Origin of the sequence: Streptomyces sp. NPDC002888 (assembly GCF_042888465.1) — a bacterium.
In the GTDB taxonomy this organism is placed as follows: domain Bacteria; phylum Actinomycetota; class Actinomycetes; order Streptomycetales; family Streptomycetaceae; genus Streptomyces.
The window spans coordinates 37,106-58,332 of record NZ_JBIAPU010000038.1; the positions used below are offsets into that span (position 1 = coordinate 37,106).

Here is a 21,227-nt window from a genome sequence, read left to right on the forward strand (position 1 = left end):
GGTTCATCTGGTGAGCCACTTCACCTCGTAGGCCTGCATCTCGAACCGCTTGCCGTCGATGTTCGCGCTGATCGGCCGGTCCAGGGTGTTGACCACCAGCACCACCCTGTCCGTCGCGAGGACCCGGACGTTGGGCACGTCGTCCGCGGCGACGGAGACCGTCTCGTAGTCCGTCTCCGGCGGGAACTCCGCACCGAACCGCGAGAGCAGGTCGTACATCGCCAGCTTCTTCCCGCCGTCGCCACCGTCCGTGGGTGTCCAGAGGCAGCCCGGGCAGGCGGGGCCCTTCTCCTCCTCCGGGTTCCAGTAGAAGCCCGAGGTGGCCCCGCCCTTGACCATGGCGATCATTCCGGCGGCCTGGACGGCGACGCGGCGGGACTCGGACCAGCCCTTGCGGTCGTCATTGCCGTCGGCGGGCTCGACGTAGTACTCCGCCCACCACAGCGGCAGGTCGCCCGTCTGCCGCCGCACCCACCGGCCGACGGCCGTGAGCTTGTCGGTGGCCGCGAACTCGTCGGGCAGCAGCTCGTCGTCCTTGGTGTAGCTGGAGCCGTCCACGACGACGAAGTCGGCGCCCGCCTTGTTCCTGTTCCAGTGGGCGAAGGCGTCGAGGACCCGCTGGTCCATGGCTCCCCAGACGCCCTTGAAGGTCTTCGACGCCTCGGGCGCGCGCGGGTCGAGGCTGTCCATCACCAGGTACGGCCCGCCGACGAGGATGTCGGGGTTCACCTTCTTCAACGCCCGGTACACCAGGTTGTACAGCCGGGTGTAGCCCTCGTAGTCCCAGCGGCCCGCCGCGTTGTTCCAGAAGCCCTTGAACTCGTTCCAGACGATGAAGTGGCGTACGTCCGGATAGCGTTTGGCGACGGTCGCGGCGAGCGCGGCGAAGTCGGCGTAGTGCTCGGGCTCGGGTGCGGTCTCCAGCGCTGCCTTGCTCCAGTCGGTACTGCCGACGCCCGACCTGCCGCCCTTCATCCAGTCCGGTGCGCAGCACAGGGTGATGACCGGGGTGCCGCCGGAGGCCCGCATGAAGTCGATGCGGCGGTCCAGAGCGGCGAAGTCGTAACGCCCCTTCACCGGCTCCGGGTTGTCGGCGCCCCAGCCCATGATGTGCTGGTTCTGCGGCAGCGGGATCTTCTTCAGCAGCCCTTCGGCCCGCTCGGTGGCGGCGGAGCTGCCCTCGTCGGCGCTGAACTGGGTGTGTGTGAAGCCCCAGCCCACGTCGGGTTCCGCCAGGTCGGTCGACGGGGTGACGGGCGTGCCGTGCACCTTGTCGCCGTCTCGTGTGGTGCCCGCGGTGCTGCCGTCGCCGGGCAGCGTGTTGAGCAGCGTCACCAGCAGGGCGAGAGCGGCCACGCCGACACCGAGCAGCGCGGTGAGCCGCCACCGCCTGTCCCCCGAATTCCACCCATGACGTCCCATCATGGACAACAGTAGCGGCGGGGGTCGGCCGGGGGCAGGGTGCGTGGGCGCACGGGTCGGTAACAGGGGCAGTAGGCCGGGCGCACGACCCGGCGGACGGGAGGGGCGCGTCCTCGGCGCCCGGGAACACACCCGACACGCCACACGCACCCTGGAAACCGGGTGCACACGGGGCCCGCGTGCCGGATCATGTGCGCATGTCCGCGCTCCCACACGACGCCCTGCCGATCCGGCTCAACGTCGACGACTCCGACTCCCCGTCCGACGTCGTCGACGCGCTGTTCCTCGGCCGCTTCGCGACGGGTGAGCAGCCGTTCTCGCACGCGGCGAACATCGACCGCGTACGCTCCGGCGCGACCCTGCTGCCCCCACAGGCGCGCGTGCTGCGCGTCGCCCGTGACGACGACCGCAGCGCGACACTGGCGGAGGGCGACGGCTGGACGCTGCTGATCTCCCGCTGGAACCGGGGCGCCGACGTCACGGTGACCGCGACCAGCGCCGAACTCGCGGCCAAGGTCCTCGACGAGGCGACGGACGGCGCGGTCGACGAGCCCGAACCGCAGCCGGAGAACGTGACGATGGGCTTTTGGTACGTGTCCCCGAGGCGGGGCCCGCACCGCACGACGCGTCAGATCTCCGCGGGTACGTGGGACGATGTGCGGCACAACTACACCGCCCCCGTCGCCGACGCGATGGACCGCCTGATGGGGACGACCCCGGAGGACATCGCCGGCCGGCTGCTCCTGCTGCACGGCCCGCCCGGCACCGGCAAGACGTCGGCGCTGCGCACCCTCGCCCGCTCCTGGCGGGACTGGTGCCAGGTGGACTGCGTCCTGGACCCCGAGCGACTCTTCTCCGACGTGGGCTATCTGATGGACATCGCGATCGGCGAGGAGGACTCGACGGGCAAGGGCCGCTGGCGGCTGCTCCTGCTGGAGGACTGCGACGAACTGATCCGCGGCGAGGCGAAGCACACGGCGGGCCAGGCCCTGTCACGCCTGCTGAACCTGACCGACGGCCTGCTCGGCCAGGGCCGCAACGTCCTCGTCGGCGTCACCACCAACGAGGACCTGGAGCGCCTGCACCCCGCCGTCGTCCGCCCCGGCCGCTGTCTGGCCCGTATCGAGGTCGGGCCGCTGACCCGCCGGGAGTCGGTGGACTGGCTCGGTACCGAGGAGGGCGTCGGCCCCGAGGGCGCGACCCTGGCGGAGTTGTACGCGCTGCGCAGGGGCACGTCCCCGACGTCGCTGCCGGAGCCGCGGGGCCGGGCGGACGCGGGGCTGTACCTGTAGGGGCCGCCGTACGGTGCTTTGATGGACGTATGACCCTGTTCGTCGGTACGTCGGGGTGGCAGTACAAGGACTGGCGGGACGTCCTGTACCCGGCCGGGACGCCCCTGCGGCTGTGGCTGGAGGAGTACTCGGCGCACTTCGCCACGGTCGAGATCAACAACGCGTTCTACCGGCTGCCGTCCCACGAGACGTTCGAGTCCTGGCGGGACCGGGTGCCCGGTGACTTCGTCGTCACGGTCAAGGCGAGCCGCTACCTCACCCACATCAAACGGCTGCGGGACCCCGAGGAGCCGGTGCACCGCCTGATGACCCACGCGGCGGGCCTCGGCGACCGCCTCGGCCCCGTCCTGCTGCAACTCCCACCCACCCTGCGCGCGGACGCCGAGCTCCTCGACAGCTGCCTGTCCCACTTCCCGTCCGGCACACGCATCGCGGTCGAGCCACGGCACGAGTCCTGGTGGACACCCGAGGTGCGGGCCGTCCTGGAGTCCCGTGGCGCGGCCCTGTGCTGGGCCGACGTCCTCGCCCGGCCCGCGACGCCCCTGTGGCGCACCACCGACTGGGGCTACGTCCGCTTCCACCAGGGCCGCGCCCAGTCCTGGCCCCGCTACGGCCGCCGCTCCCTGGAAACCTGGACCGACCGCATCGCCACGGCCTTCCCCAGGACCTGCGACGTCTACACGTACTTCAACAACGACCCCCATGGCGCGGCGGTGGCCGACGCGATGATGTTCGGGAGGACGGCGAGGAAGGCGGGCTTGACGGTGACGAGGACACCGGAGTCGGTGCCGGCGAGGGGTTGAGCAGTTCCTCTCGGCCGGGCGACGTCAGCGGTCGCACTCCCCTCACTCCCCGTAAGCCGCCCGCAGGGCATCCCGCACAGCGGCGAGCGCCGCATCCTCACCGAGCCCCAGACGCCGGACCCGCTCGGCATACCCCTGTGCGGCCAGCGCGGCTTCACGCTCGGCCGCCGATCCCGCAGCCGCGACGAACGTTCCGTTGCGCCCCCGCGTCTCGATCACCCCGTCGCTCTCCAGTGCCCGATACGCCTTGGCTACCGTGTTCGCCGCCAGCCCCAGCGACTCGGCCAGCCCCCGCACCGTCGGCAACCGGTACCCGACCGGCAGCACCCCCGACCGCGCCTGCTCGGCGATCTGCGCCCGCACCTGCTCGTACGGCGGTGCGCTCTCATTGATGTGGATCTTCAAGGTCACGCGCCGATTGTCCCGTACCCGCGGGAAAATGGGAGGCATCCGTGCACGCCCCCGACGTAACGTGCGCCCCCATGACCGTCATCGTGCGCGACCTGCGCCCCGAGGTACCGGCGGACGCCGAGGACTTCGTCCGAGTCCGGCGGCTGGCCCTGCCCTTCATGGTGTCCACCCCGGAGTCCGTGGTCCACGCCCTCACCCATGCCCACCCCGACGCCCGCTTCCGCCAGCTTCTCGCCGAGGCGGACGGCGAGATCATCGGCACGGCCCAGGTCGGCCTCGCCCATGACAGCCCGGAGCCGGGCCGGGGCTTCGTGAACGTGTACGCGCACCCCGGGCACACCCGGCGGGGCGCGGGCACCCTCCTGGCCCGCGCCGGCGAGGAGTACCTGGCCGCGCTCGGGGCGACCGAGCTGTTCGCCTGGGTCCTGGACGAGCCGGACAACCGCGCCTTCGCCGAACGGCGCGGCTACAAGGCAAGCCGCTCCGCCCACTTCCTCCGCCTCGACCTGACCGACGGCACACTGCCGCCGCTCCAGGACCCCCCGCCCGGTGTCGAGCTGCGCACCGCCGCCGACTTCGCGGACGACCCGCGCCCGCTGTTCGAGCTGGACGCGGAGACGACCGCGGACGAACCGAGCGACGTCGGCGCCGAGTTCACGGACTACGAGGTCTGGCTCGAGGAGACCTGGAACGCCCCGCTGTTCAACCTCGACCTGACCACGGTGGCCGTCGTCGACGGCCGTCCCGCCGCCTTCACCGCGGCCCGGACGGACGGCGTCACCCGCTACACCACCGGCATGACCGGCACGGCCCGCGCCTTCCGCGGCCGGGGTCTGGCCAAGCTCGCCAAGACCCACTCCCTGCATCGCGCCCGCGCCCAGGGGTACACGGACGCGTACACGGGCAACGACACCGGGAACGGCCCCATGCTGGCGATCAACACGTGGCTCGGCTACGAGATCTGTGCGACCGAGGTGCGCTATGCCCGTGAACTCGCCTGACCCCGCCCGGCTCGTCGACGTCGTCCTCGTCAAGGCCGGCCGTACGAAGATCCGCTATCCCGCCGAACTGCTCAGGGACGACGGCACGCGGATCGTCGTCCGCGCACCCTTCGCGGGCGGCACCGTCCGCGACTTCGGCTTCGTCCGCTTCGAGCCCGGTGACGTCTTCACGGAGTACTACTGGCGGGACCGCTGGTACGCGATCATGGAGGTGCGCGGCCCCGACGGTGTGCTCAAGGGCTGGTACTGCGACATCGCCCGCCCCGCCACCCTCTCCGGCACGGAGCTGGTCGTCGAGGATCTCGACCTGGACCTGTGGCGCTCCGCCGACGGCGCGGACATACGACGTCTGGACGAGGACGAGTTCGAGGAGAGCGGCCTCACCGAGAAGGATCCGCAGGCAGCGGCCGAGGCGGTGGCCGCCCTGAACGAACTGGAGGCGCTGGCACGCGGGAGGGACTTCGAGGCGCTGCTGGCGTGACGCCCGGTCTGGGGCCGTCTCACAGCTGGGCCACGACCGCGTACCGCTCGTCGTCCACCGCTCTCCCCCACAACCGCGCGTCGTCCGTCAAGGACTCCACGCGCACGTGCGGGGCGAGCGGGGTGAGCAGTGCGGTGAGCCGGCCGGCAGGTATGCCGGCCGGGCTGACCGTCCCCCACACCCCCTCGACCAGGACGAGCCGCCCTCCCGGGCGCAGCAGCTCGCGCCAGTGCCGCAGCACACGGCCGGGGTCCGGCAGCGTCCACACCACATGCCGTACGAGCACCACGTCGAAGCGCTGCTCGCCCACCGGGGGCGCCGCCGCGTCACCGTGCAGGAACACGGCGTCACGGCCGGCGAGCTTGGCGCGGGCGAGGTCCACCATGGCGGGCGACAGATCCACTCCCGTCACGCGGTGTCCCCGCTCGGCGGCGAGGAGCGACAGGCTGCCGGTGCCGCAGCCGAGGTCGAGGAGGTCGCAGGGGCGCTCGGGCAACCAGGCATGGAGCCGGTCCGCCCAGGCGGCACGCACGATCGGATCGCGCAGGCCGTGGTCCGGCTCGTCGTCGAAGGCGGCGGCCTGGGCGTCCCAGTCCACACGCACCGCACCCGTTGCGTCACTGTCGTTGCTCATGCGGCCAAGGATGACAGCCACCACTGACAACCCGATTCCGACGGAATCCAACCGAATCCACAGCCTAATCGTGACAACCGCCACTGACAGAACAGTGGTCGATGAGGAACCCTCCCGGAAAGGGTCTACCTCCGTGAAAGCGCGGAACCCGGTAGCCCCTGAAGGAGGCAGCCATGCGCCGCATGACAGTGCAGAAGCCCCTGAAGAAGGCGGAGACCCGCCGGGTCCGCGAGGAGGCCGACGAGCGTCCTGCCGGGCGCCCCGAGGTGCGCAAGGACATCGCACGCACCTGGTGGCCGGACGGCTGACCCGTGCGACGGGTCAGCCCAGTCGCTTGCGGTAGTGGATCCGGTCGTATGCCCCGTCCACGCGCCGCTCCACGACCTCGTAGCCGTACTTCGGGTAGATCTTCTGGTTTTCCCACATCATCGCGTTCGTACAGAGCCTGACTTCAGACACCCCCGACGCACGCGCCCGCTCGTCCACGAACCCCAACAGCCGCCGCCCGACGCCCTTCCCGTGGGCGTCGGGCCGAACGGCCACGCTGTCGAGGAACAGATGGTCCTCGCGCACCTCGACCACGACGAGCCCGACCACCCGCCCGGTCGCGGCCTCCTCGGCGACGAACACCTTCCCCGCCGCCACATTCGCCGCGTGATCCGCCTCCATGGGCTGCGGCACGACCCCGATACGCCCGATGTAGTGCCGGTAGGCGGCGTCGGTGACGTCCTTCACCTCCGCCACGTCAGCGTCAACCGCCACGCGAATCTCCACGAACGGGTGCTCTTCTGCATCGGTCACACCCTGAACGCTATCGACACCTGCCCGCGGGCGGGAGCATGGCGGGCCCGGGTCTGAACCCACGGTGGGCTCGACCACGCATCCTGAGCCCCCGGTTAGCCTTTCCTTAACGCGACCATAAGGATCTCCTCCACCCGCCCCGAGCAGGCGATTTCGCGGTTGGGCGCGGCTAGGTTCGTCTCGCCCCTCCCGTACCGGAGCCGTCGAGGAGTTCCCCCATGTCCGCATCCCGCAAGGTCGCCGCTGTCACCGTGCTCGGTGTCGCCCCGCTCGCGCTCGGCGCGTTGGCCGCCGGGCCGGCGTCCGCGCATGGGTCGATGGGGGATCCGGTGAGCCGGGTTTCGCAGTGTTATGGGGAGGGGCCGGAGAGTCCGAAGTCGGATGCGTGCAGGGCGGCGGTCGCGGCCGGGGGGACGCAGGCGCTGTACGACTGGAACGGGGTGCGGATCGGTGACGCGGGCGGGCGGCATCAGTCGCTGATACCGGACGGCAAGCTGTGCAGCGCCGGCAACGCCGAGTTCAAGGGGCTCGACCTGGCCCGCGCGGACTGGCCGGCGACCGGCGTGCGCAAGGGCTCGTACACCTTCAAGTACCGCGTGACCGCCCCGCACAAGGGCACCTTCAAGGTGTACATCACCAAGGCCGGTTACGACCCTGCGCGGTCGCCGGCCTGGGACGACCTGGATCTGGCGCACCCGGTGGCGACGGCCACCGACCCGGTCGCGGCGGGCGGCTTCTACACGTTCTCCGGCACACTGCCCGAGCGCTCCGGCAAGCAGCTGCTGTACGCGATCTGGCAGCGCTCGGACAGCCCGGAGGCGTTCTACTCCTGCTCCGACGTGAGCTTCGGCGGGACCGACCCGGCGGGCAACGGCTCCGGCACCAGTTCCTCCACGCCTGCCCCTTCCGCCTCCGCTCCCTCCGAGGAACAGATCGAGGAAGGCGCCGGCAAGTCGACGATCGAGCACGGCGGTCACGGCGACGACGACGCCCGTACGTCGGCGAAGCCGGCGCCGGCCGCGACCGACGCCCCGAGCACGGCCAACGAGCCCAGGGCCACGGCCGCCACCTCCGGCAACCTCGCGGAGACCGGCGGCGACGGCAGCACCCCGTACCTCGCCGTCGGCGGTGCGGCCGCGCTCGCGCTCGGCTCGGCGGCGTTGTTCGCGTCGGTGCGCCGGCGCGCGGCGGTCGGCGGCCGGCGCGGTCGCTGAACGGACTCCGGGGCCTGACCGGCGGCTCAGGTCGGTCAGGCCCCGGCGCTACACACCCGTCGGTCAGTCGACCGCCGACACGCAGGTGGTGGGGGTGGCGTGGGCCGGGTCGAGGGCGTTGGCCACCTCGTGGAAGGCGATCCGGTCGGTCAGCCCGAGCAGGGCGTGTTCGGACAGGTCGAGCGGGCACAGGTCCTGGATCAGGACGTTCTTCACGTCGGCCCCGCTCAGGAACTGCGTCCGGTACGGCGTTACCACCTCGTCGTACTTGGTGGCGATGACCGTGTAGTGGACGCCGGGCACGGTGTCGCCGCCCGCGTTGAGTCTGGTCATGAAGTCGGATCCGACGATCTGCTGGGCGAGGGCGGGGGTGGCGGCGGTGAGCAGGTCCTCGGCACCCGGGAAGTACGGCAGCAGGTTGGTGAGGCCGGACAGGGTGGTGCCGTGGTTGTTGGGCGCGATGCCGACGAGGGCGTTCACCTTGGCGGCTCCGCCGAGGAACTTGAGGTAGTAGCGGGGCATCATGCCGCCCTGCGAGTGTCCTACGACGTCGGCCTTGGTGGTTTTGGTGGCGGCGAGCACCTTGTCGACGAAGGCGGACAGCTGCTCCGCCGACTTGTCCATGGGACCGAGGGCGTGGAAGAACGGCACGCCGGGCAGTTGGCCGTAGTCGAGGGAGAAGACGCAGTAGCCGCGGTGCTCCAGGTACGGCGCGAGGACGAGCCAGTTGTCGACGGAGTTGGCGAGGGTGCCGTGGACGAGGACGACGGGGCGGGGGTGGGCGGCGGACGGCTTGCAGGAATAGTCGTTCCAACCTCCCCCACTCTCGGCTTCGCTCGAGCGGGGGGACCCCCAGCTCGTGGTGGTGGTCGCGTGGGCGGCGGTGGCGGGGACGGTGACGACCGCGGCAGCGGTCAGCAGCAGCGCGGCCAGGGATCTGAGCGCTCTTTTCCAGGGCAGCATCGGGTGATCTCCTTGCGGCTCAAGGGGAGTACGACGGCTCTACGCCCTGTGATCCGGATCACGAGGATGCTGTTCTCTCGTCAAGTTACGGACGAGTAGCTGACGGGGGAAGTTACGCGTCAGTAAAAACTTCCAGCGGTAGGCCGGGGCACCCGGGACCGCCGACGAGCCGTCACCAGGTGGGCCTGATGGGCCCGTAGGGCGCGATGCGCAGCAGATGGTCGCGCAGCATGCGCACTTCACCCTCCCCGAGCACCTCGACCCACCCCCGCACCGCCTCCGCGGCCGCCTCCTCCGCGGCTCGCGTACAGGCCCAGCCGCGCTCGGTCAGCACGATCAGCCGGGCCCGAGCGTCACCGGGGTGCGGCCGCCGCTCGACGTATCCCTTGCGCACGAGTTCGTCCACGAGCTGACTCGCCGCCTGCTTGGTCACCCCGAGATGGGTGGCGAGGTCGGTGACCGTCGCGCCACCGGGGGCCAGCCGCGCGAAGGCGTATCCGTGCGCGGGCCGCACCTCGAATCCACGGGCCACGACACCGTCGTTGATGCGTTGCGTGAGCTCACCGGCGGCGGCGAGCAGGGCGGCGGTCAGGGCCAGGGCCTCGGAGTTCTGCACGCCTGCATTGAAACACTCTTGACGTATTGGTCAAGCACCTTGACCATATAGTCAACCTGCTTGACCATCTGATCCCAGGAGGCCTCACCATGCCCGTCGTCCGCTCGTCCGAAGCCGTCGTCCACGAGATCCACGGCGCCCGCTTCGTCGCGTACGCCACCCCCCTCACCGGCAGCAAGGAACTGTGCGCCTGGCGCGGCGAGATCCCCCCGGGGACGAAGGCCCCCGTGCACACCGTCAACCGGGAGGAGATCTTCCATCTGCTCGTCGGCGAACTGGTCCTCACGCTCGACGGCCACCCCGAGCGGATCGGTGCGGGCGACACGGTGATCGTCAACCCGGGAACGGCCCTCGGTGTCGAGAACCCGACCGATCACACGGCGCTGTCCTGGGTCACCACGTCCATCGGCCTGGAGGCGGAGCTGGCCGACGGAACGCGAATCACTCCCCCGTGGGCCAACTGACCCTGTCGGCAAGGAGTTCGGCGCGGGTCAGCTCAAGGAGCCGGCCCGTCCAGTTGCGGCCGCGGTCGTCGCGGGTGTCCCTCCAGTACGGGGACTCCGCGTAGCCGGTGTAGCTGAGTCTCGCGTCGCCGGTGGCGAGGAGTGTTTCCGCGAGCTCGGGGTGCTGGGTGAACTTGGCACGCAGCAGGCCGGCCATGACGGCGAGGCGTACGGCCGGCCAGTCGTCCCGTCGTGCGGCCCGGCCGCCCCACTCATGGGCCTCGTCGGCGGTCGGGGCGTCGCGGACGGCGGTGCGGTCGGCCTCGTCGGCCGTCGACAGGGCCCAGTAGCCGTGCAGGACGGACGGGTAGGTGTCGCCGGCGTAGCGGACCGGGGCGGGGAAGTCGTTGCGCAGGGCGGAGAGGCCGGGGTCGGCGGGGAGGCCGTTCGGGAAGTGGGTCTGGTGCAGGACGACGGCCGGGTGCCCTGCCGTGGTGGGGTCGTCCGCGTGCCGGACGGCCTGCTGTTCCCGCTCGCGGGCGACGGCCTCGTCCCCGTGCCGGAAGTAGTCCAGCGCTTCCTGGTGCATCTCGGCCGTCACCGTCGGTCCGTCCCCGTCGGCCGGTTCGCCGATCTCGGTGAGCAGGATGCGCAGGGGACGGTCCTGGAGGTCCATGTCGCCGAGGCAGTAGACGCGTCGGTGCGGCGGAATGGCCAGGTAGGCGTCCCGGAGCAGGGCCCGGTTGGCCTCGGTGGGCGCCTGCCGGAAGCGGCGGACCGCCTCCCAGCAACGCTCGTCGGTCCTCGGGCGGCCGGCCAACTCCTCGATGCGGTCGGCGACTTCGAGGAGGAAGCCCGCCGGGGTCAGCGGTTCCGGGTAACGGGAGCGCCATCTGTTCTCGGGCGCCTCGTGAGGAGGCTGCCCCGGATCCGTGACCGCGATCCGGCCCGACTCCAGCATCCGCTCCAGGCCCGCCAGGTCGGTCGGCCGCCCGCACGAGATCGTGCCGTCGGCGAAGACGACCAGGTCCTCGACGAAGTACGTGTCGGGCAGCAGTTCGTGCCGCCTCCAGACATGGCACCACGTACCGCTGATCTTCTCCCCGTCCACCGTCCGATGAGTCGGCCCCCGCCATGTCATGGGGGCACCCTATGTCACTCACGAACGACGACACGCACCCCGGGAAACCCTCACGCCGCCAACGCCCCCGGCTTCACCGCCCCCGGCCCGAACCTCGCTCGTGCGCGGTCCGCGGCCTCCTCGATGCGGCGGAGCTTGTCGTCGGTGGGGTCGAAGGTGAGCTGGTGGGTGGCCTGTTCGGCGGGGGCCAGCCCCTCCGCGCGCAGGGCGATCGCGCGGACGCGGGCGCGCTGGAGGCCGAGGGCCTCGTACATGCCGTAGGCCGTCCTGGTCAGCGCGGCGGAGTGCGCGGTCGGTTCCTTGAGGGTGCGGCTGCGGGTGGTGGAGGAGCGGTCGGCGTAGCGCACGGTGAGGGTCAGGGTGCGGCAGACCTTCTCCAGGGCGCGCAGCCGGGCGCCCAGCTCCTCGGCGGCGGAGAGCAATGCGCGGCGGTGCCGGTCGTGGTCCAACTCGTCGCGGGGGAAGGTGCGTTCGGCGGCCAGGGAGCGTGAGACGGCGTTCGGTACGACCCGGCCGCGGTCGATGCCGTTCGCCTTCTCGTGCAGTTCGCGGCCGGCCTTCGCGCCGACCAGGCGCTGGAGCGTGGACAGGGGTGCGGCGGCGACCCGGCCGAGGGTGTCGAGGCCGTACTCGCCCAGCGTGCGGGCGGTCGCGGTGCCGACTCCGGGCAGCGCGGCGACGGACTTGTCGGCGAGGAACTCCGCGACGGCGTCCTCGGGGACCGCGCACGTCACGCCGGGCCGGGCGTCGCGCAGCGCCACGCGGGCCAGCAACGGTCCGGGACCGGCGCCGATCAGGCAGTCGACGCCGTACAGCGCGAGCGACCGCACCCGGATCACGGACGCCAGCTCGACGGCGTCGCGTCCGAAGTACCGCTCGGCGCCGCGCAGATCGGCCAGCGCCCCGTCCGGCGGCAGCGCCTCGACGACGGGCGTGAAGTCCTCCAGGAGCCCGAGCAGTCTGGGCAGGGCGGCCTCGTACAGCGGAGGCAGCTGGAAACGTACGCAGAGGATGGTCATCCCGCACTCCCCGGACTCTGGTGCCACAACTTCCGTACCTTGGCGGGCTCTTCGCCCGCCGGACGCAGATCGGCCCAGGGGTGCATCTCGTACCCCGTGGGCATGCGAATCGTTCGAGCGGCCTCCAAAGCGCCGTCCCCGGAACTCTCCGGGACGGGCTCCGCGAGCCGCGCCGCCACCTCGTCGAGCCCGCCCTCGACGCGCAGTTCGACCAGTTCGGCGAGGTTCCAGGCCGCGGACCCGACCACGCTGAGGCTGCGCGGGCCCCGGCGCTGCACGACCCCGCGCACCAGGAGCAGCCAGGAGTGGAAGACGGTGTGGGCGCAGGTGTCGTGGGAGTCGTCGAAGAAGGCGAGGTCGACCAGGCCGGTGCCGTCGTCCAGGGTGGTGAAGATGACCCGCTTGCCGGAGCGGATCGGCGGGGTCTGGGTGGCCGCCTTGGCGCCCGCGACCAGCACTGTCTCCCCGTGCCTGGCCTCGCGCAGCCGCCGCGCCGAGACCACGCCCAGCTCGTCGAGGAAGCCGCGGTGGTCGTCCATCAGGTTGCGGGAGGCGTCCATGGACAGCACGCCCAGTTCGGCGCTGAGCCGCTCGGCGCAGGACAGGTCCGGCAGCCCGGCGGGAGCCGTCTTCCGCCCGCCCGCCAGTGGCAGTTGCCCCCCGCCGCTGCCCACGGCCCGGGCGCCCCGGTGCAATTCGGTCAGGTGCAGTTGCAGATCACGCCGGTTGGCGCCGAAGGCGTCCAGCGCGCCGACCTGGGCCAGCCTTTGAGCGAGCGGACGACTGGGCCGCGCCCGCTCCCAGAAGTCGAGCAGCGAGGCGTACGGCTGTCCGTCGGCGATCCGCGCGGCCTCGGCCTCGCTGATGCCGTGCACGTCGGAGAGGGCCAACCGGAGCCCCCACACCCTTGATTCAGACACCAGTTCGATACGGTGGGCGACGCCCGACTCGTTCACGTCCAACGGCAGGATCGGCACCCCGCGCCGCCGCGCGTCCGCCAGCAGCAGCCGCTTCGGGTACATCCCGGGGTCATGCGTGAGCAGGCCCGCGTAGAAGGCGGCCGGGTGATGCGCCTTCAGCCACGCCGACTGGTACGTCGGTACGGCGAAGGCGACCGCGTGCGCCTTGCAGAAGCCGTAGCTACCGAAGGCCTCGACGATCCCCCAGGTCCGATGAATCGTTTCTGCGTCGTATCCGTTCGCCGCCGCGCGCTGCGCGAACCAGACCTTGATCCGCCCCTGCGACTCCGGGTCGGCCAGTCCGCGCCGCACCCGGTCCGCCTCGCCGCGTCCGCAGCCGGTCATGATGGCGACGATGTCGATGATCTGCTCGTGGAAGACGACGACCCCGTACGTCCCCTTCAGCGGCTCCTTCAGATCGGGGTGCGGGTACCTGACGGGCGCCCGCCCGTGCCGTGCCTCGATGAACGGCCGCACCATGTCGGCGGCGACCGGACCCGGCCGGAAGAGGGAGATGTCGACGACCAGGTCGTGGAAGGTGGCCGGCTGGAGCCGCCCGACCAGGTCGCGCTGGCCCGGCGACTCGATCTGGAAGCAGCCCAGCGTCTCGGTGGAACGGATGAGCCGGTACGTCGCCGGGTCGCCCTCCGCGACCGAGTCCAGGTCGATCCGCTCGCCCGTCGCCCGCTCCATCTCCGCGACCGCGTGCGCCATCGCCGACTGCATCCGCACCCCGAGCACGTCCAGCTTGAGCAGCCCGAGGTCCTCCACGTCGTCCTTGTCGAACTGCGACATGGGCAGCCCTTCGCCGCTGGTCGGCACGACCGGCGTACGGGCCAGGAGCGAGGCGTCGGAGAGCAGGACTCCGCAGGGGTGCATAGCGACCCCGCGCGGGAGCGCGTCCAGGGCCTCGACCAGCTCCCACAACCGGCCGTACCTCTCCTTCTCCCCCGCCAGTTCCCTGAGTTCCGGCAGCTCCTCCAGCGCCGCGCGGGCATCGCGGGCGCGGATGTGCGGGAAGGACTTGGCGATGCGGTCGATGTCGGCCGGGTCCAGGGACAGGGCCGCGCCGACGTCGCGGATCGCGTGGCGCACCCGGTACGTCTCCGGCATCGCGACCGTCGCGACCCGCTCGGTGCCGAACCGGTCGATGATCGCGCGGTAGACCTCCAGGCGACGCGCGGACTCCACATCGATGTCGATGTCGGGGAGCACGACCCGTTCCTTGGACAGGAACCGCTCCATCAGCAGCCCGTGTTCGATCGGGTCGGCGTGCGCGATACCGAGCACGTGGTTGACGAGGGAGCCCGCGCCGGAGCCGCGCGCGGCGACCCGGATGCCCATCCCCCTGACGTCGTCCACGACATGAGCGACCGTCAGGAAGTAGGAGGCGAAGCCGTGGTGGGCGATGATGTCCAGCTCGTGGTGCATCCGCTCCCAGTACGCGCGCCGCCCTCCGTAGCCGAGCAGCACCATCCCCGCCGCGACCCGTGAGGCCAGCGCCCGCTGGGCGGTGCGGCGGCCGGCGCCGACGAGGTGCGGCTCGGGGAAGTGGACGGTGCCGATGCCGAGGTCGTCATCGGGGTCGACCAGGCACGCGGCGGCCGTCGCCCGGGTCTGCTCCAGCAGGCGGTGGGCGGTGTCGCGCCGGTAGCCTGCCGCCTCGACGACCCGCTCGGCCACGTGCAGCATGGCGCCCGCGTCCTTCAGCCAGGCCTCACCGGAGTCCAGCTCCTTGGTGGGGTCGACGGGGACCAGTCGGCGGGCGGAGTCCAGCACGTCGGCGACCGGTCCGAGGCCGGGGTCGGCGTACCGGACGGCGTTGCTGAGCACCGGCCGGACCCGCTGCTCGGCCGCGAAGCCGACGGTGCGGGCGGCCAGGCGCAGGGAGCCGGGGCCCGTTCCCTCCCGGCCGTGCCAGACGGCCTCCAGGCGCAGGGCGTCACCGTAGACCTCGCGCCAGGGGGCGAGGAGCCTGGCCGCGCGGTCCGGACGCCCTGCGGCCAGGGCCCGGCCCACGTCGGAGTCGGGACCGAGCAGGACGGTCAGGCCGTCCCCTCTGTTGGCCGTCCAGGGCAGCAAAGGCGTGCCCTCACCCGCGTGCGCCGCCGTGACGATCCGGCACAGGTCGGCCCAGCCCCGGGCGCCGTCCCGGGCGAGGAAGGTGACGCGGGGTGTCGACTCGTCGATGAAGGCACCGCCGCGCACGGGAGTCCTTCGGCGCCTTTCTCCCCGTATGTCCCCTCGGGCGTCCCCTCGTACGGACTCGCCCCGCCGGGGTTCCTCCACCGCCAGCTCCACGCCGAACAGCGGGCGGACGCCGGCCTTGGCGCAGGCCTTGGCGAAGCGGACCGAGCCGGCGAGGGTGTCGCGGTCGGTGAGGGCGAGGGCGTCCATGCCGCGCTCGGAGGCGCGCTCGGCGAGGCGCTCCGGGTGCGAGGCGCCGTATCGCAGGGAGAACCCGGAGACGGTGTGCAGATGCGTGAATCCCGGCACACGCACCTCCCGTACCCATGAGCCCCGCCGGACTCTCGAACATCAGTTCCCTACCCTCTCACCCCCACCATAGACCAATTCCCGAACATCTGTACGACAACCATTCGGGCGCTTCCCACCTGCACAAACGCCCGGTGCCCCGGACCGTGGGGGCATGACGCAGACCGCCGGCGCCAGTACGCCCCGCACGTCATTTCTCGACGAGGTGAAGGACGCCGTCACCCCGCGGGCCACGTTGCTGGTCCTCGGCGTGGTCGCGCTCAGCCTGCTGTTCATCGCCTCCTATGTGGGGGCGCTGCACGACCCGAAGCCCAAGGACGTGCCCTTCGGGGTGGTGGCGCCCGGGGCCGCCGCCCAGCAGGCGGTGGCCCGGCTGGAGAAGCTGCCCGGCGAGCCGCTGGACCCTCGCGCGGTGGCCGACGCGGCGACGGCCCGGCAGCAGATCCGGGACCGGGAGATCGACGGCGCCCTGATCATCGACCCGGCCGGCACCACCGACACCCTCCTGGTCGCCACCGGCGGCGGGCGGGTCCTGGCCACGACCGTGGAGGCGCTCACCGCCGGCCTGGAGAAGGCGCAGGGGCGCACGGTGCGGACCGTCGACGTGGCCCCGGCCGACAAACAGGACGCCAACGGTCTTTCGTCCTTCTACGTGACCGTCGGCTGGTGCGTGGGCGGCTATCTGTGCGCGTCGATCATGACGATCAGCTCGGGCGCCGGCCGCTCGAACCCGAAGCGGGCGGTGATCCGGCTGCTCGCCCTGGTCCTCGTCGGAATCGTCGGCGGACTCGGCGGCGCCCTGATCGTCGGGCCGATCCTGGGCGCCCTGCCCGGCTCCTTCGCGGCCTTCTGGGGACTCGGCGCGCTGATCGTCTTCGCGGTCGGCGCGGCCACGCTCGCGTTCCAGGGCGTCTTCGGGCTCGCCGGCATCGGGCTGGTCATCCTGCTCGTGGTGATCCTGGGCAATCCCAGCGCGGGTGGCGCGCTGCCGCCTCCCCTGCTCCCGCCGTTCTGGAGGGACATCGGCCCCGCACTGCCGCCGGGCGCGGGAACGTGGTCGGCACGCTCGATCGCCTACTTCGAGGGCAACGACATGACCGCCTCGCTGCTGGTGCTGTCGGCGTGGGCGGTGGGCGGGGTGGTGGTCACGCTGCTGGCGGCGGTACTGCGCGGCCGACGGCGGGCAGGACGGCACACAGCCTGAAGTCCCGCCCCTCGCGCGCGGGGCGGGACTTCACACAAACCGTGGGGGGAAGGATCAGCCGATCTGCGTGCCCGTCGCCGACAGCGCCTCCGTCACCGGCTGGAAGAAGGTCTCCCCGCCGGAGGTGCAGTCGCCGCTGCCGCCGGAGGTGAGGCCGACGGCGCTGCTGCCCGAGAAGAGGGAGCCGCCGCTGTCACCGGGCTCGGCGCAGACGTCGGTCTGGATGAGGCCGTTGACGATGTCGCCGTTGCCATAGTTCACGGTGGCGTCCAGACCGGTGACCTTGCCGGAGTGCACCTGGGTCGTGGAGCCGCTGCGGGTGACCGCCTGGCCGACGGTGGCCGCGGCCGCGCCCGTGATCTTCTGCGAGGAGCCGTTGTAGAGGTTGACCTCGCTCGGGTGGTCGACGTCGGCGGTGTACTTGACGAGGCCGAAGTCGTTGTCCGGGAAGCTGGACGTCTCGTTCGTGCCGATCTCCTTGCCGGAGGAGTCCGTCCAGGTGGAGATGGCGTCCGTGCAGTGACCGGCGGTCAGGAAGAAGGGCTGACCGCCCTTGACCACGTTGAAGCCGAGCGAGCAGCGCCCGCCCGAGCCGTTGATGGCGTCGCCGCCGGCGACGAAGGGCCTGAACTCCCCCTTCGTCCGCTGGACCTCGGCGACGGGGCCGAGACCTTCGACGACCTTGGTGAGCTTGGCCCACTCGGCCTTGGAGACGGTGCGGTCGGCGGTGACGACGACCTTGTTGGTCGTCGGGTCCGTCACCCAGGAGGTGCCGGGGATGGTCGCGTCGTCCTTGAGCGTCGTGCGGGCGCTCTTCAACTGGGCGAGGGAGTGTTCGACGATTCTGGCCTTGGCGCCGGCCGCCTCGACGGTCCTGGCGGCCCTCTCGTCGAGCACGTTCACGACGAGGGCCTTGGCCTTTGCGTCGTAGTACGTTCCCGCCGCTTCGGTGCCGAGGTCCTTGCCGAGCGTGGAGGCGAGCTTTCCGGCCGCCGTGATCGACAGGGTCTCGGGCGTGGCGGCCTTCACGGGCTCACTGGCGTTCGCAGTCTGGAAGGTGACACCCGCGGCGACCAGTGCGGCGATGCCCGCACCTGCCATGGCTGCACGGCGCCTGGATATGCGTCGGTGCTTCAACTCTCGTCCTCCTGTGGGGGGTCGGCCCGGGAGATTGTGGGGATCTCGGGGACCGGAAGGCTGGTTGACGAGCGCCTACTCTTCCGAACCCCACAGGGAGCACACAAGGGTGACTTCCGGACGCGCGTAGAACGGGAGTTGCGCGCCCCCTTCACCTTGACTGTCCACGGTCACACCAGGGGCCTTCACATCGCAAACACTACGTGTGGGTAACTCTTCACCGGTCGCCGAGGATCCGCGAGGACTAGTCCTGTCTTGAAATCGCCCCTTGCGCACCGGTGTTTGCGTGAGGCTCGACCGACGGGAGTTGCTGCTGCACCGGTTGCTGCACCACGGGCGACGTCTGCACCTGCTGCGCCTTCTCCAGGAACCGCAGCAACTCCACCGGGAACGGCAGCACCAGCGTCGAGTTCTTCTCTGCGGCCACCGCCACCACCGTCTGCAACAGCCGCAGTTGCAGCGCGGCGGGCTGGTCCGACATCGCCTGCGCCGCCTCGGCCAGCTTCTTCGACGCCTGGAGTTCGGCGTCCGCGTTGATGACCCGGGCCCGCCGCTCCCGGTCGGCCTCGGCCTGCCGGGCCATGGACCGCTTCATGGTCTCGGGCAGGGAGACGTCCTTGATCTCGACGCGGTCGATGGTGACGCCCCACTCCACGGCCGGACTGTCGATCATCAGCTCCAGGCCCTGGTTGAGCTTTTCGCGGTTGGCGAGCAGATCGTCCAGCTCGCTCTTGCCGATGATGGAGCGCAGCGAGGTCTGCGCCATCTGCGAGACCGCGAACCGGTAGTCCTCCACCCGCACGATCGCCTCGGCCGGCGCGGTCACCTTGAAATAGACCACGGCGTCGACCCGCACCGTGACGTTGTCCCGGGTGATGCCCTCCTGCCCGGGCACCGGCATCGTCACGATCTGCATGTTGACCTTCCGGAGCTTGTCGACCCCCGGAACGATCATGGTGAACCCCGGACCGCGCACCTCGGGGCGGAGTCTGCCGAGGCGGAAGACCACGCCCCGTTCGTACTGTTTGACGACCCGCGCCGCCGCCATCACGTACACCGCACCGGCGGACGCGAGCGTCACTCCCGCCGCCACCAGCTCCTCGACCATCGCGGCCCCCAGGGTCCGTCGTGGGCGTCTCACAAGGGAGTACTGCCTGTACGTCGACGGTAGCCCCGGCCACGGACAAGGGGGAGCCCCCGCACGACGGTTGTCGTGCGGGGGCTCCCTTCCGCTGTCGGCTGCTGCGTGGGCCGTGCGGAGGCCGGTCGTGACCGGTGCGGTGCGGGCCGGTCTAGAAGACGCTGACACCGTAGGCGCTCAGGGCCTCCACGACGGGCTGGAAGAAGGTCGTGCCACCGGAGGTGCAGTTGCCGCTGCCGCCCGAGGTCAGGCCGTAGGCGACACCGTTGGTGCCGTACAGGGAACCGCCGGAGTCGCCGGGCTCGGCGCAGACCGTGGTCTGGATCATGCCGTAGACGACGTCGCCGGAACCGTAGTTGACGGTCGCGTTGAGGGCGGTGACGCGGCCGCTGTGGATGCCGGTGGTCGAGCCGTCACGGGTGACCGTGGTGCCCACGCTGGGCGTGCCCGCGCTGGTGATGTCGGTGTTGCCCGCGGTGCCCGACTTCGTGACCGACGAGTTGGTGTACTTGACGAGACCGTAGTCGTTCGTCGGGAAGCTGGATCCCGCCGTGGTGCCGAGCGTGGTGGAGTGACCCGAGTTGGACCACCAGGTGCCCGCGCCGTCGGTGCAGTGACCGGCGGTCAGGAAGTAGTAGTTCCCGGAGCTGTCCCGCACGTTGAAGCCGAGTGAGCAGCGCCAGCTACTCGCATAGATGGCGTCGCCGCCCGCGATGTACTTCTGGAACTTGCCCGGGGCGTGCTTGATGGTGAGCGCGTCGGCGTTGGTGCCGGCCTGCTCCTTGATCTTGGAGATCTCGGCCTTGGAGACCGTGCTGTCGACGGTGACGACGACGCGGTTGGTCTTGGAGTCGACGGCCCAGGCGGTACCCGGGATGTCGGCCTTGAGCACCGAGGCGCTGGCGCTCTTGAGCTGGGTGGTGCTGAAGGTGGCTGCTTCGTTCGCGCTCGCGTGGGGGATCGCGATCGCGGCGGCGGCCACGAGTCCGGTGGAGACGGCGATCAGCCGGGTCCGTCTCGTGATGCCGCTGGTGGGGGTGGTGCGCTTGATCCTCACGTTTCGTTCCCTCCCAGGGGAAGTCGGGGGCCCGCGTGGGGTGGGGCCCGTGAGGCGCAGTCGAGCGGCACGGTTGCCCGGATTCCGAACACGCCGTGCCCCTGACAAGCGCTGTGGGGAGTATTCGGCCGAACGGACGGTAGGCACAAGGGCGCCTTTCGGCCGTCACCCCTTGAACGAAGTGTGCGATTTGGCCACTTCGCGCGGCCTCAGACCAGATTCCGCTCCCCGCCTCGATCGCGAGGTCGAGCCGGTTCCCGGGCGGCGGGAAGGGGCAGAGGAAGTGGTCGGCGAAGGCACACGGCGGCAGCACGACCCGGTTGAGGTCGACCGTCGTACGGCCCTCGGCGTCGGGCGCCACCGCATAGAGGAACCGGAACCGGTAACTGCCGTTCCCGCTGGTGGCGTCGGCGAGGACCGCCCACAGCGAGCCGTCGCCCTGGACCGTGACCTGAAGCGTCCGCTCCAGCCCGTCGAGGCTGAACGCCAGCTCCCCGCCGAGAGCGAGCCCACGCTCGCGCCCGTCCGCGTTCGCGACCCGCACGGTGCGGTGTTCGTCGTACGGGGTGAAGCGCCCCGGCACCGACCAGCGCGGATCGTAGGGCGTGGCGTCGATGCCGCGGAACGCCCGGCGCGCCGCGGAGGCGGGGTCGTAGTCGCGAACGCCCCAACTCCCCTCGCGGACCAGGACGACCAGGCGTCGCTCGCCGAACGCGACCCGGGCCGACTCGACGGAGCCCTGGTCGGGGCCGATACGGACCCTGCCGGCGAAGGGCCGGCCGTCCACCGTCAGACCGTCCGCCTCGGTGGCCGTGAGCGCCACGGCGTCCCCGTCCGCCACCCATGTCCCGGGGATGTCCGGAAGTCGCCCCTCCGGATGATCCTCGATCCAGTGGGTGCCGGTGAGTGCGAGCGGCCCGTAGGGCCCCGCCACCGACTCGACGCGGTGCTCGTGCCACCGCTTCCACTCGTCGAACGCGTCCGTGGTCATC

The 21,227-nt window shown here is 71.2% G+C and carries 20 protein-coding genes and 1 pseudogene; 8 read left to right on the forward strand and 13 right to left on the reverse strand.

Annotation, left to right across the window (positions count from 1 at the left end):
* Positions 1-3: 3 nt before the first annotated feature.
* A complete protein-coding gene (locus ACFYWX_RS41865; RefSeq protein ID WP_389430469.1) occupies positions 4-1,422 on the reverse strand; it encodes a xylan 1,4-beta-xylosidase in 1,419 nt (472 codons plus the stop codon).
* 197 nt (positions 1,423-1,619) lie between these two features.
* On the opposite strand from ACFYWX_RS41865, the gene ACFYWX_RS41870 reads away from it, so the two are divergent.
* Entirely contained in the window at positions 1,620-2,714 is a 1,095-nt protein-coding gene (locus tag ACFYWX_RS41870) for a DUF5925 domain-containing protein (RefSeq protein ID WP_389430471.1), read from the forward strand.
* A 29-nt stretch (positions 2,715-2,743) separates the two neighbouring features.
* Positions 2,744-3,517, forward strand: coding sequence for a DUF72 domain-containing protein (locus ACFYWX_RS41875; RefSeq protein ID WP_389430473.1), 774 nt, complete (start codon positions 2,744-2,746; stop codon positions 3,515-3,517).
* 42 nt (positions 3,518-3,559) lie between these two features.
* On the opposite strand, the gene ACFYWX_RS41880 is transcribed toward ACFYWX_RS41875, so the two are convergent.
* Complete coding sequence (locus tag ACFYWX_RS41880; protein ID WP_389430474.1) at positions 3,560-3,928, reverse strand: GntR family transcriptional regulator; 369 nt, start codon at positions 3,926-3,928, stop codon at positions 3,560-3,562.
* A gap of 71 nt (positions 3,929-3,999) precedes the next feature.
* On the opposite strand from ACFYWX_RS41880, the gene ACFYWX_RS41885 reads away from it, so the two are divergent.
* Positions 4,000-4,929, forward strand: a complete 930-nt coding sequence (locus tag ACFYWX_RS41885) for a GNAT family N-acetyltransferase (protein ID WP_389430475.1) — start codon at positions 4,000-4,002, stop codon at positions 4,927-4,929.
* Positions 4,910-5,410: a DUF402 domain-containing protein gene (locus ACFYWX_RS41890; protein WP_389430477.1), complete on the forward strand. Its 501-nt coding sequence runs from the start codon at positions 4,910-4,912 to the stop codon at positions 5,408-5,410. Before ACFYWX_RS41885 ends, ACFYWX_RS41890 begins: the two co-directional genes overlap by 20 nt.
* 19 nt (positions 5,411-5,429) lie before the next feature.
* Here ACFYWX_RS41890 and ACFYWX_RS41895 read toward each other — a convergent pair whose 3' ends face one another.
* Entirely contained in the window at positions 5,430-6,044 is a 615-nt protein-coding gene (locus ACFYWX_RS41895) for a class I SAM-dependent methyltransferase (protein ID WP_389430479.1), read from the reverse strand.
* Positions 6,045-6,217: 173 nt separating this feature from the next.
* On the opposite strand from ACFYWX_RS41895, the gene ACFYWX_RS41900 reads away from it, so the two are divergent.
* The gene (locus tag ACFYWX_RS41900; protein ID WP_389430480.1) at positions 6,218-6,352 is read left to right on the forward strand and encodes a hypothetical protein; all 135 of its coding nucleotides are present in this window, start codon (positions 6,218-6,220) and stop codon (positions 6,350-6,352) included.
* 13 nt (positions 6,353-6,365) lie between these two features.
* Here the strand turns inward: ACFYWX_RS41900 and ACFYWX_RS41905 are convergent, their stop codons facing one another.
* Positions 6,366-6,845, reverse strand: a complete 480-nt coding sequence (locus ACFYWX_RS41905; protein WP_389430481.1) for a GNAT family N-acetyltransferase — start codon at positions 6,843-6,845, stop codon at positions 6,366-6,368.
* 218 nt (positions 6,846-7,063) lie between these two features.
* Here ACFYWX_RS41905 and ACFYWX_RS41910 point away from each other — a divergent pair, with 218 nt between their 5' ends.
* Entirely contained in the window at positions 7,064-8,059 is a 996-nt protein-coding gene (locus ACFYWX_RS41910; protein ID WP_389430483.1) for a lytic polysaccharide monooxygenase, read from the forward strand.
* 63 nt (positions 8,060-8,122) lie between these two features.
* Here ACFYWX_RS41910 and ACFYWX_RS41915 read toward each other — a convergent pair whose 3' ends face one another.
* Both ACFYWX_RS41915 and ACFYWX_RS41920 read right to left on the reverse strand, forming a co-directional pair.
* The gene (locus tag ACFYWX_RS41915; protein WP_389430485.1) at positions 8,123-9,022 is read right to left on the reverse strand and encodes an esterase/lipase family protein; all 900 of its coding nucleotides are present in this window, start codon (positions 9,020-9,022) and stop codon (positions 8,123-8,125) included.
* A 172-nt stretch (positions 9,023-9,194) separates the two neighbouring features.
* Positions 9,195-9,638 carry a MarR family winged helix-turn-helix transcriptional regulator gene (locus ACFYWX_RS41920; protein WP_389430487.1) on the reverse strand — a complete coding sequence of 148 codons (444 nt, stop codon included), beginning with the start codon at positions 9,636-9,638 and terminating at the stop codon, positions 9,195-9,197.
* Positions 9,639-9,727: 89 nt separating this feature from the next.
* Here ACFYWX_RS41920 and ACFYWX_RS41925 point away from each other — a divergent pair, with 89 nt between their 5' ends.
* Positions 9,728-10,102 (forward strand): cupin domain-containing protein, encoded by a 375-nt coding sequence (locus tag ACFYWX_RS41925; RefSeq protein ID WP_389430488.1) that lies wholly within the window; start codon positions 9,728-9,730, stop codon positions 10,100-10,102.
* On the opposite strand, the gene ACFYWX_RS41930 is transcribed toward ACFYWX_RS41925, so the two are convergent.
* From ACFYWX_RS41930 to ACFYWX_RS41940, 3 genes are read right to left on the reverse strand one after another with little or no spacing between them, the layout of a single operon-like run.
* Positions 10,080-11,222 (reverse strand): NADAR family protein, encoded by a 1,143-nt coding sequence (locus ACFYWX_RS41930; RefSeq protein WP_389430489.1) that lies wholly within the window; start codon positions 11,220-11,222, stop codon positions 10,080-10,082. The two genes, ACFYWX_RS41925 and ACFYWX_RS41930, sit on opposite strands and share 23 nt — an antisense overlap.
* Before the next feature lie 50 nt (positions 11,223-11,272).
* Complete coding sequence (locus tag ACFYWX_RS41935) at positions 11,273-12,241, reverse strand: hypothetical protein (RefSeq protein WP_389430490.1); 969 nt, start codon at positions 12,239-12,241, stop codon at positions 11,273-11,275.
* Positions 12,238-15,696, reverse strand: a complete 3,459-nt coding sequence (locus tag ACFYWX_RS41940; RefSeq protein WP_389430492.1) for a DNA polymerase III subunit alpha — start codon at positions 15,694-15,696, stop codon at positions 12,238-12,240. Before ACFYWX_RS41940 ends, ACFYWX_RS41935 begins: the two co-directional genes overlap by 4 nt.
* A gap of 154 nt (positions 15,697-15,850) precedes the next feature.
* On the opposite strand from ACFYWX_RS41940, the gene ACFYWX_RS41945 reads away from it, so the two are divergent.
* On the forward strand, positions 15,851-16,900 hold the full coding sequence (locus ACFYWX_RS41945) for a DUF3533 domain-containing protein (protein WP_389430493.1): 1,050 nt from the start codon (positions 15,851-15,853) through the stop codon (positions 16,898-16,900).
* A gap of 54 nt (positions 16,901-16,954) precedes the next feature.
* Here the strand turns inward: ACFYWX_RS41945 and ACFYWX_RS41950 are convergent, their stop codons facing one another.
* From ACFYWX_RS41950 to ACFYWX_RS41965, 4 genes and pseudogenes are all read right to left on the reverse strand, one after another.
* A complete protein-coding gene (locus ACFYWX_RS41950; RefSeq protein ID WP_389430495.1) occupies positions 16,955-18,037 on the reverse strand; it encodes a S1 family peptidase in 1,083 nt (360 codons plus the stop codon).
* Positions 18,038-18,281: 244 nt separating this feature from the next.
* Positions 18,282-19,145, reverse strand: a complete 864-nt coding sequence (locus tag ACFYWX_RS41955; protein WP_389430496.1) for a slipin family protein — start codon at positions 19,143-19,145, stop codon at positions 18,282-18,284.
* 184 nt (positions 19,146-19,329) lie between these two features.
* Positions 19,330-20,235 carry a S1 family peptidase gene (locus ACFYWX_RS41960; protein WP_389430497.1) on the reverse strand — a complete coding sequence of 302 codons (906 nt, stop codon included), beginning with the start codon at positions 20,233-20,235 and terminating at the stop codon, positions 19,330-19,332.
* Positions 20,236-20,461: 226 nt separating this feature from the next.
* Positions 20,462-21,226 (reverse strand): annotated as a pseudogene (locus tag ACFYWX_RS41965) (DUF1684 domain-containing protein); the annotation flags it as partial.
* Between the last annotated feature and the right edge of the window lies 1 nt (position 21,227).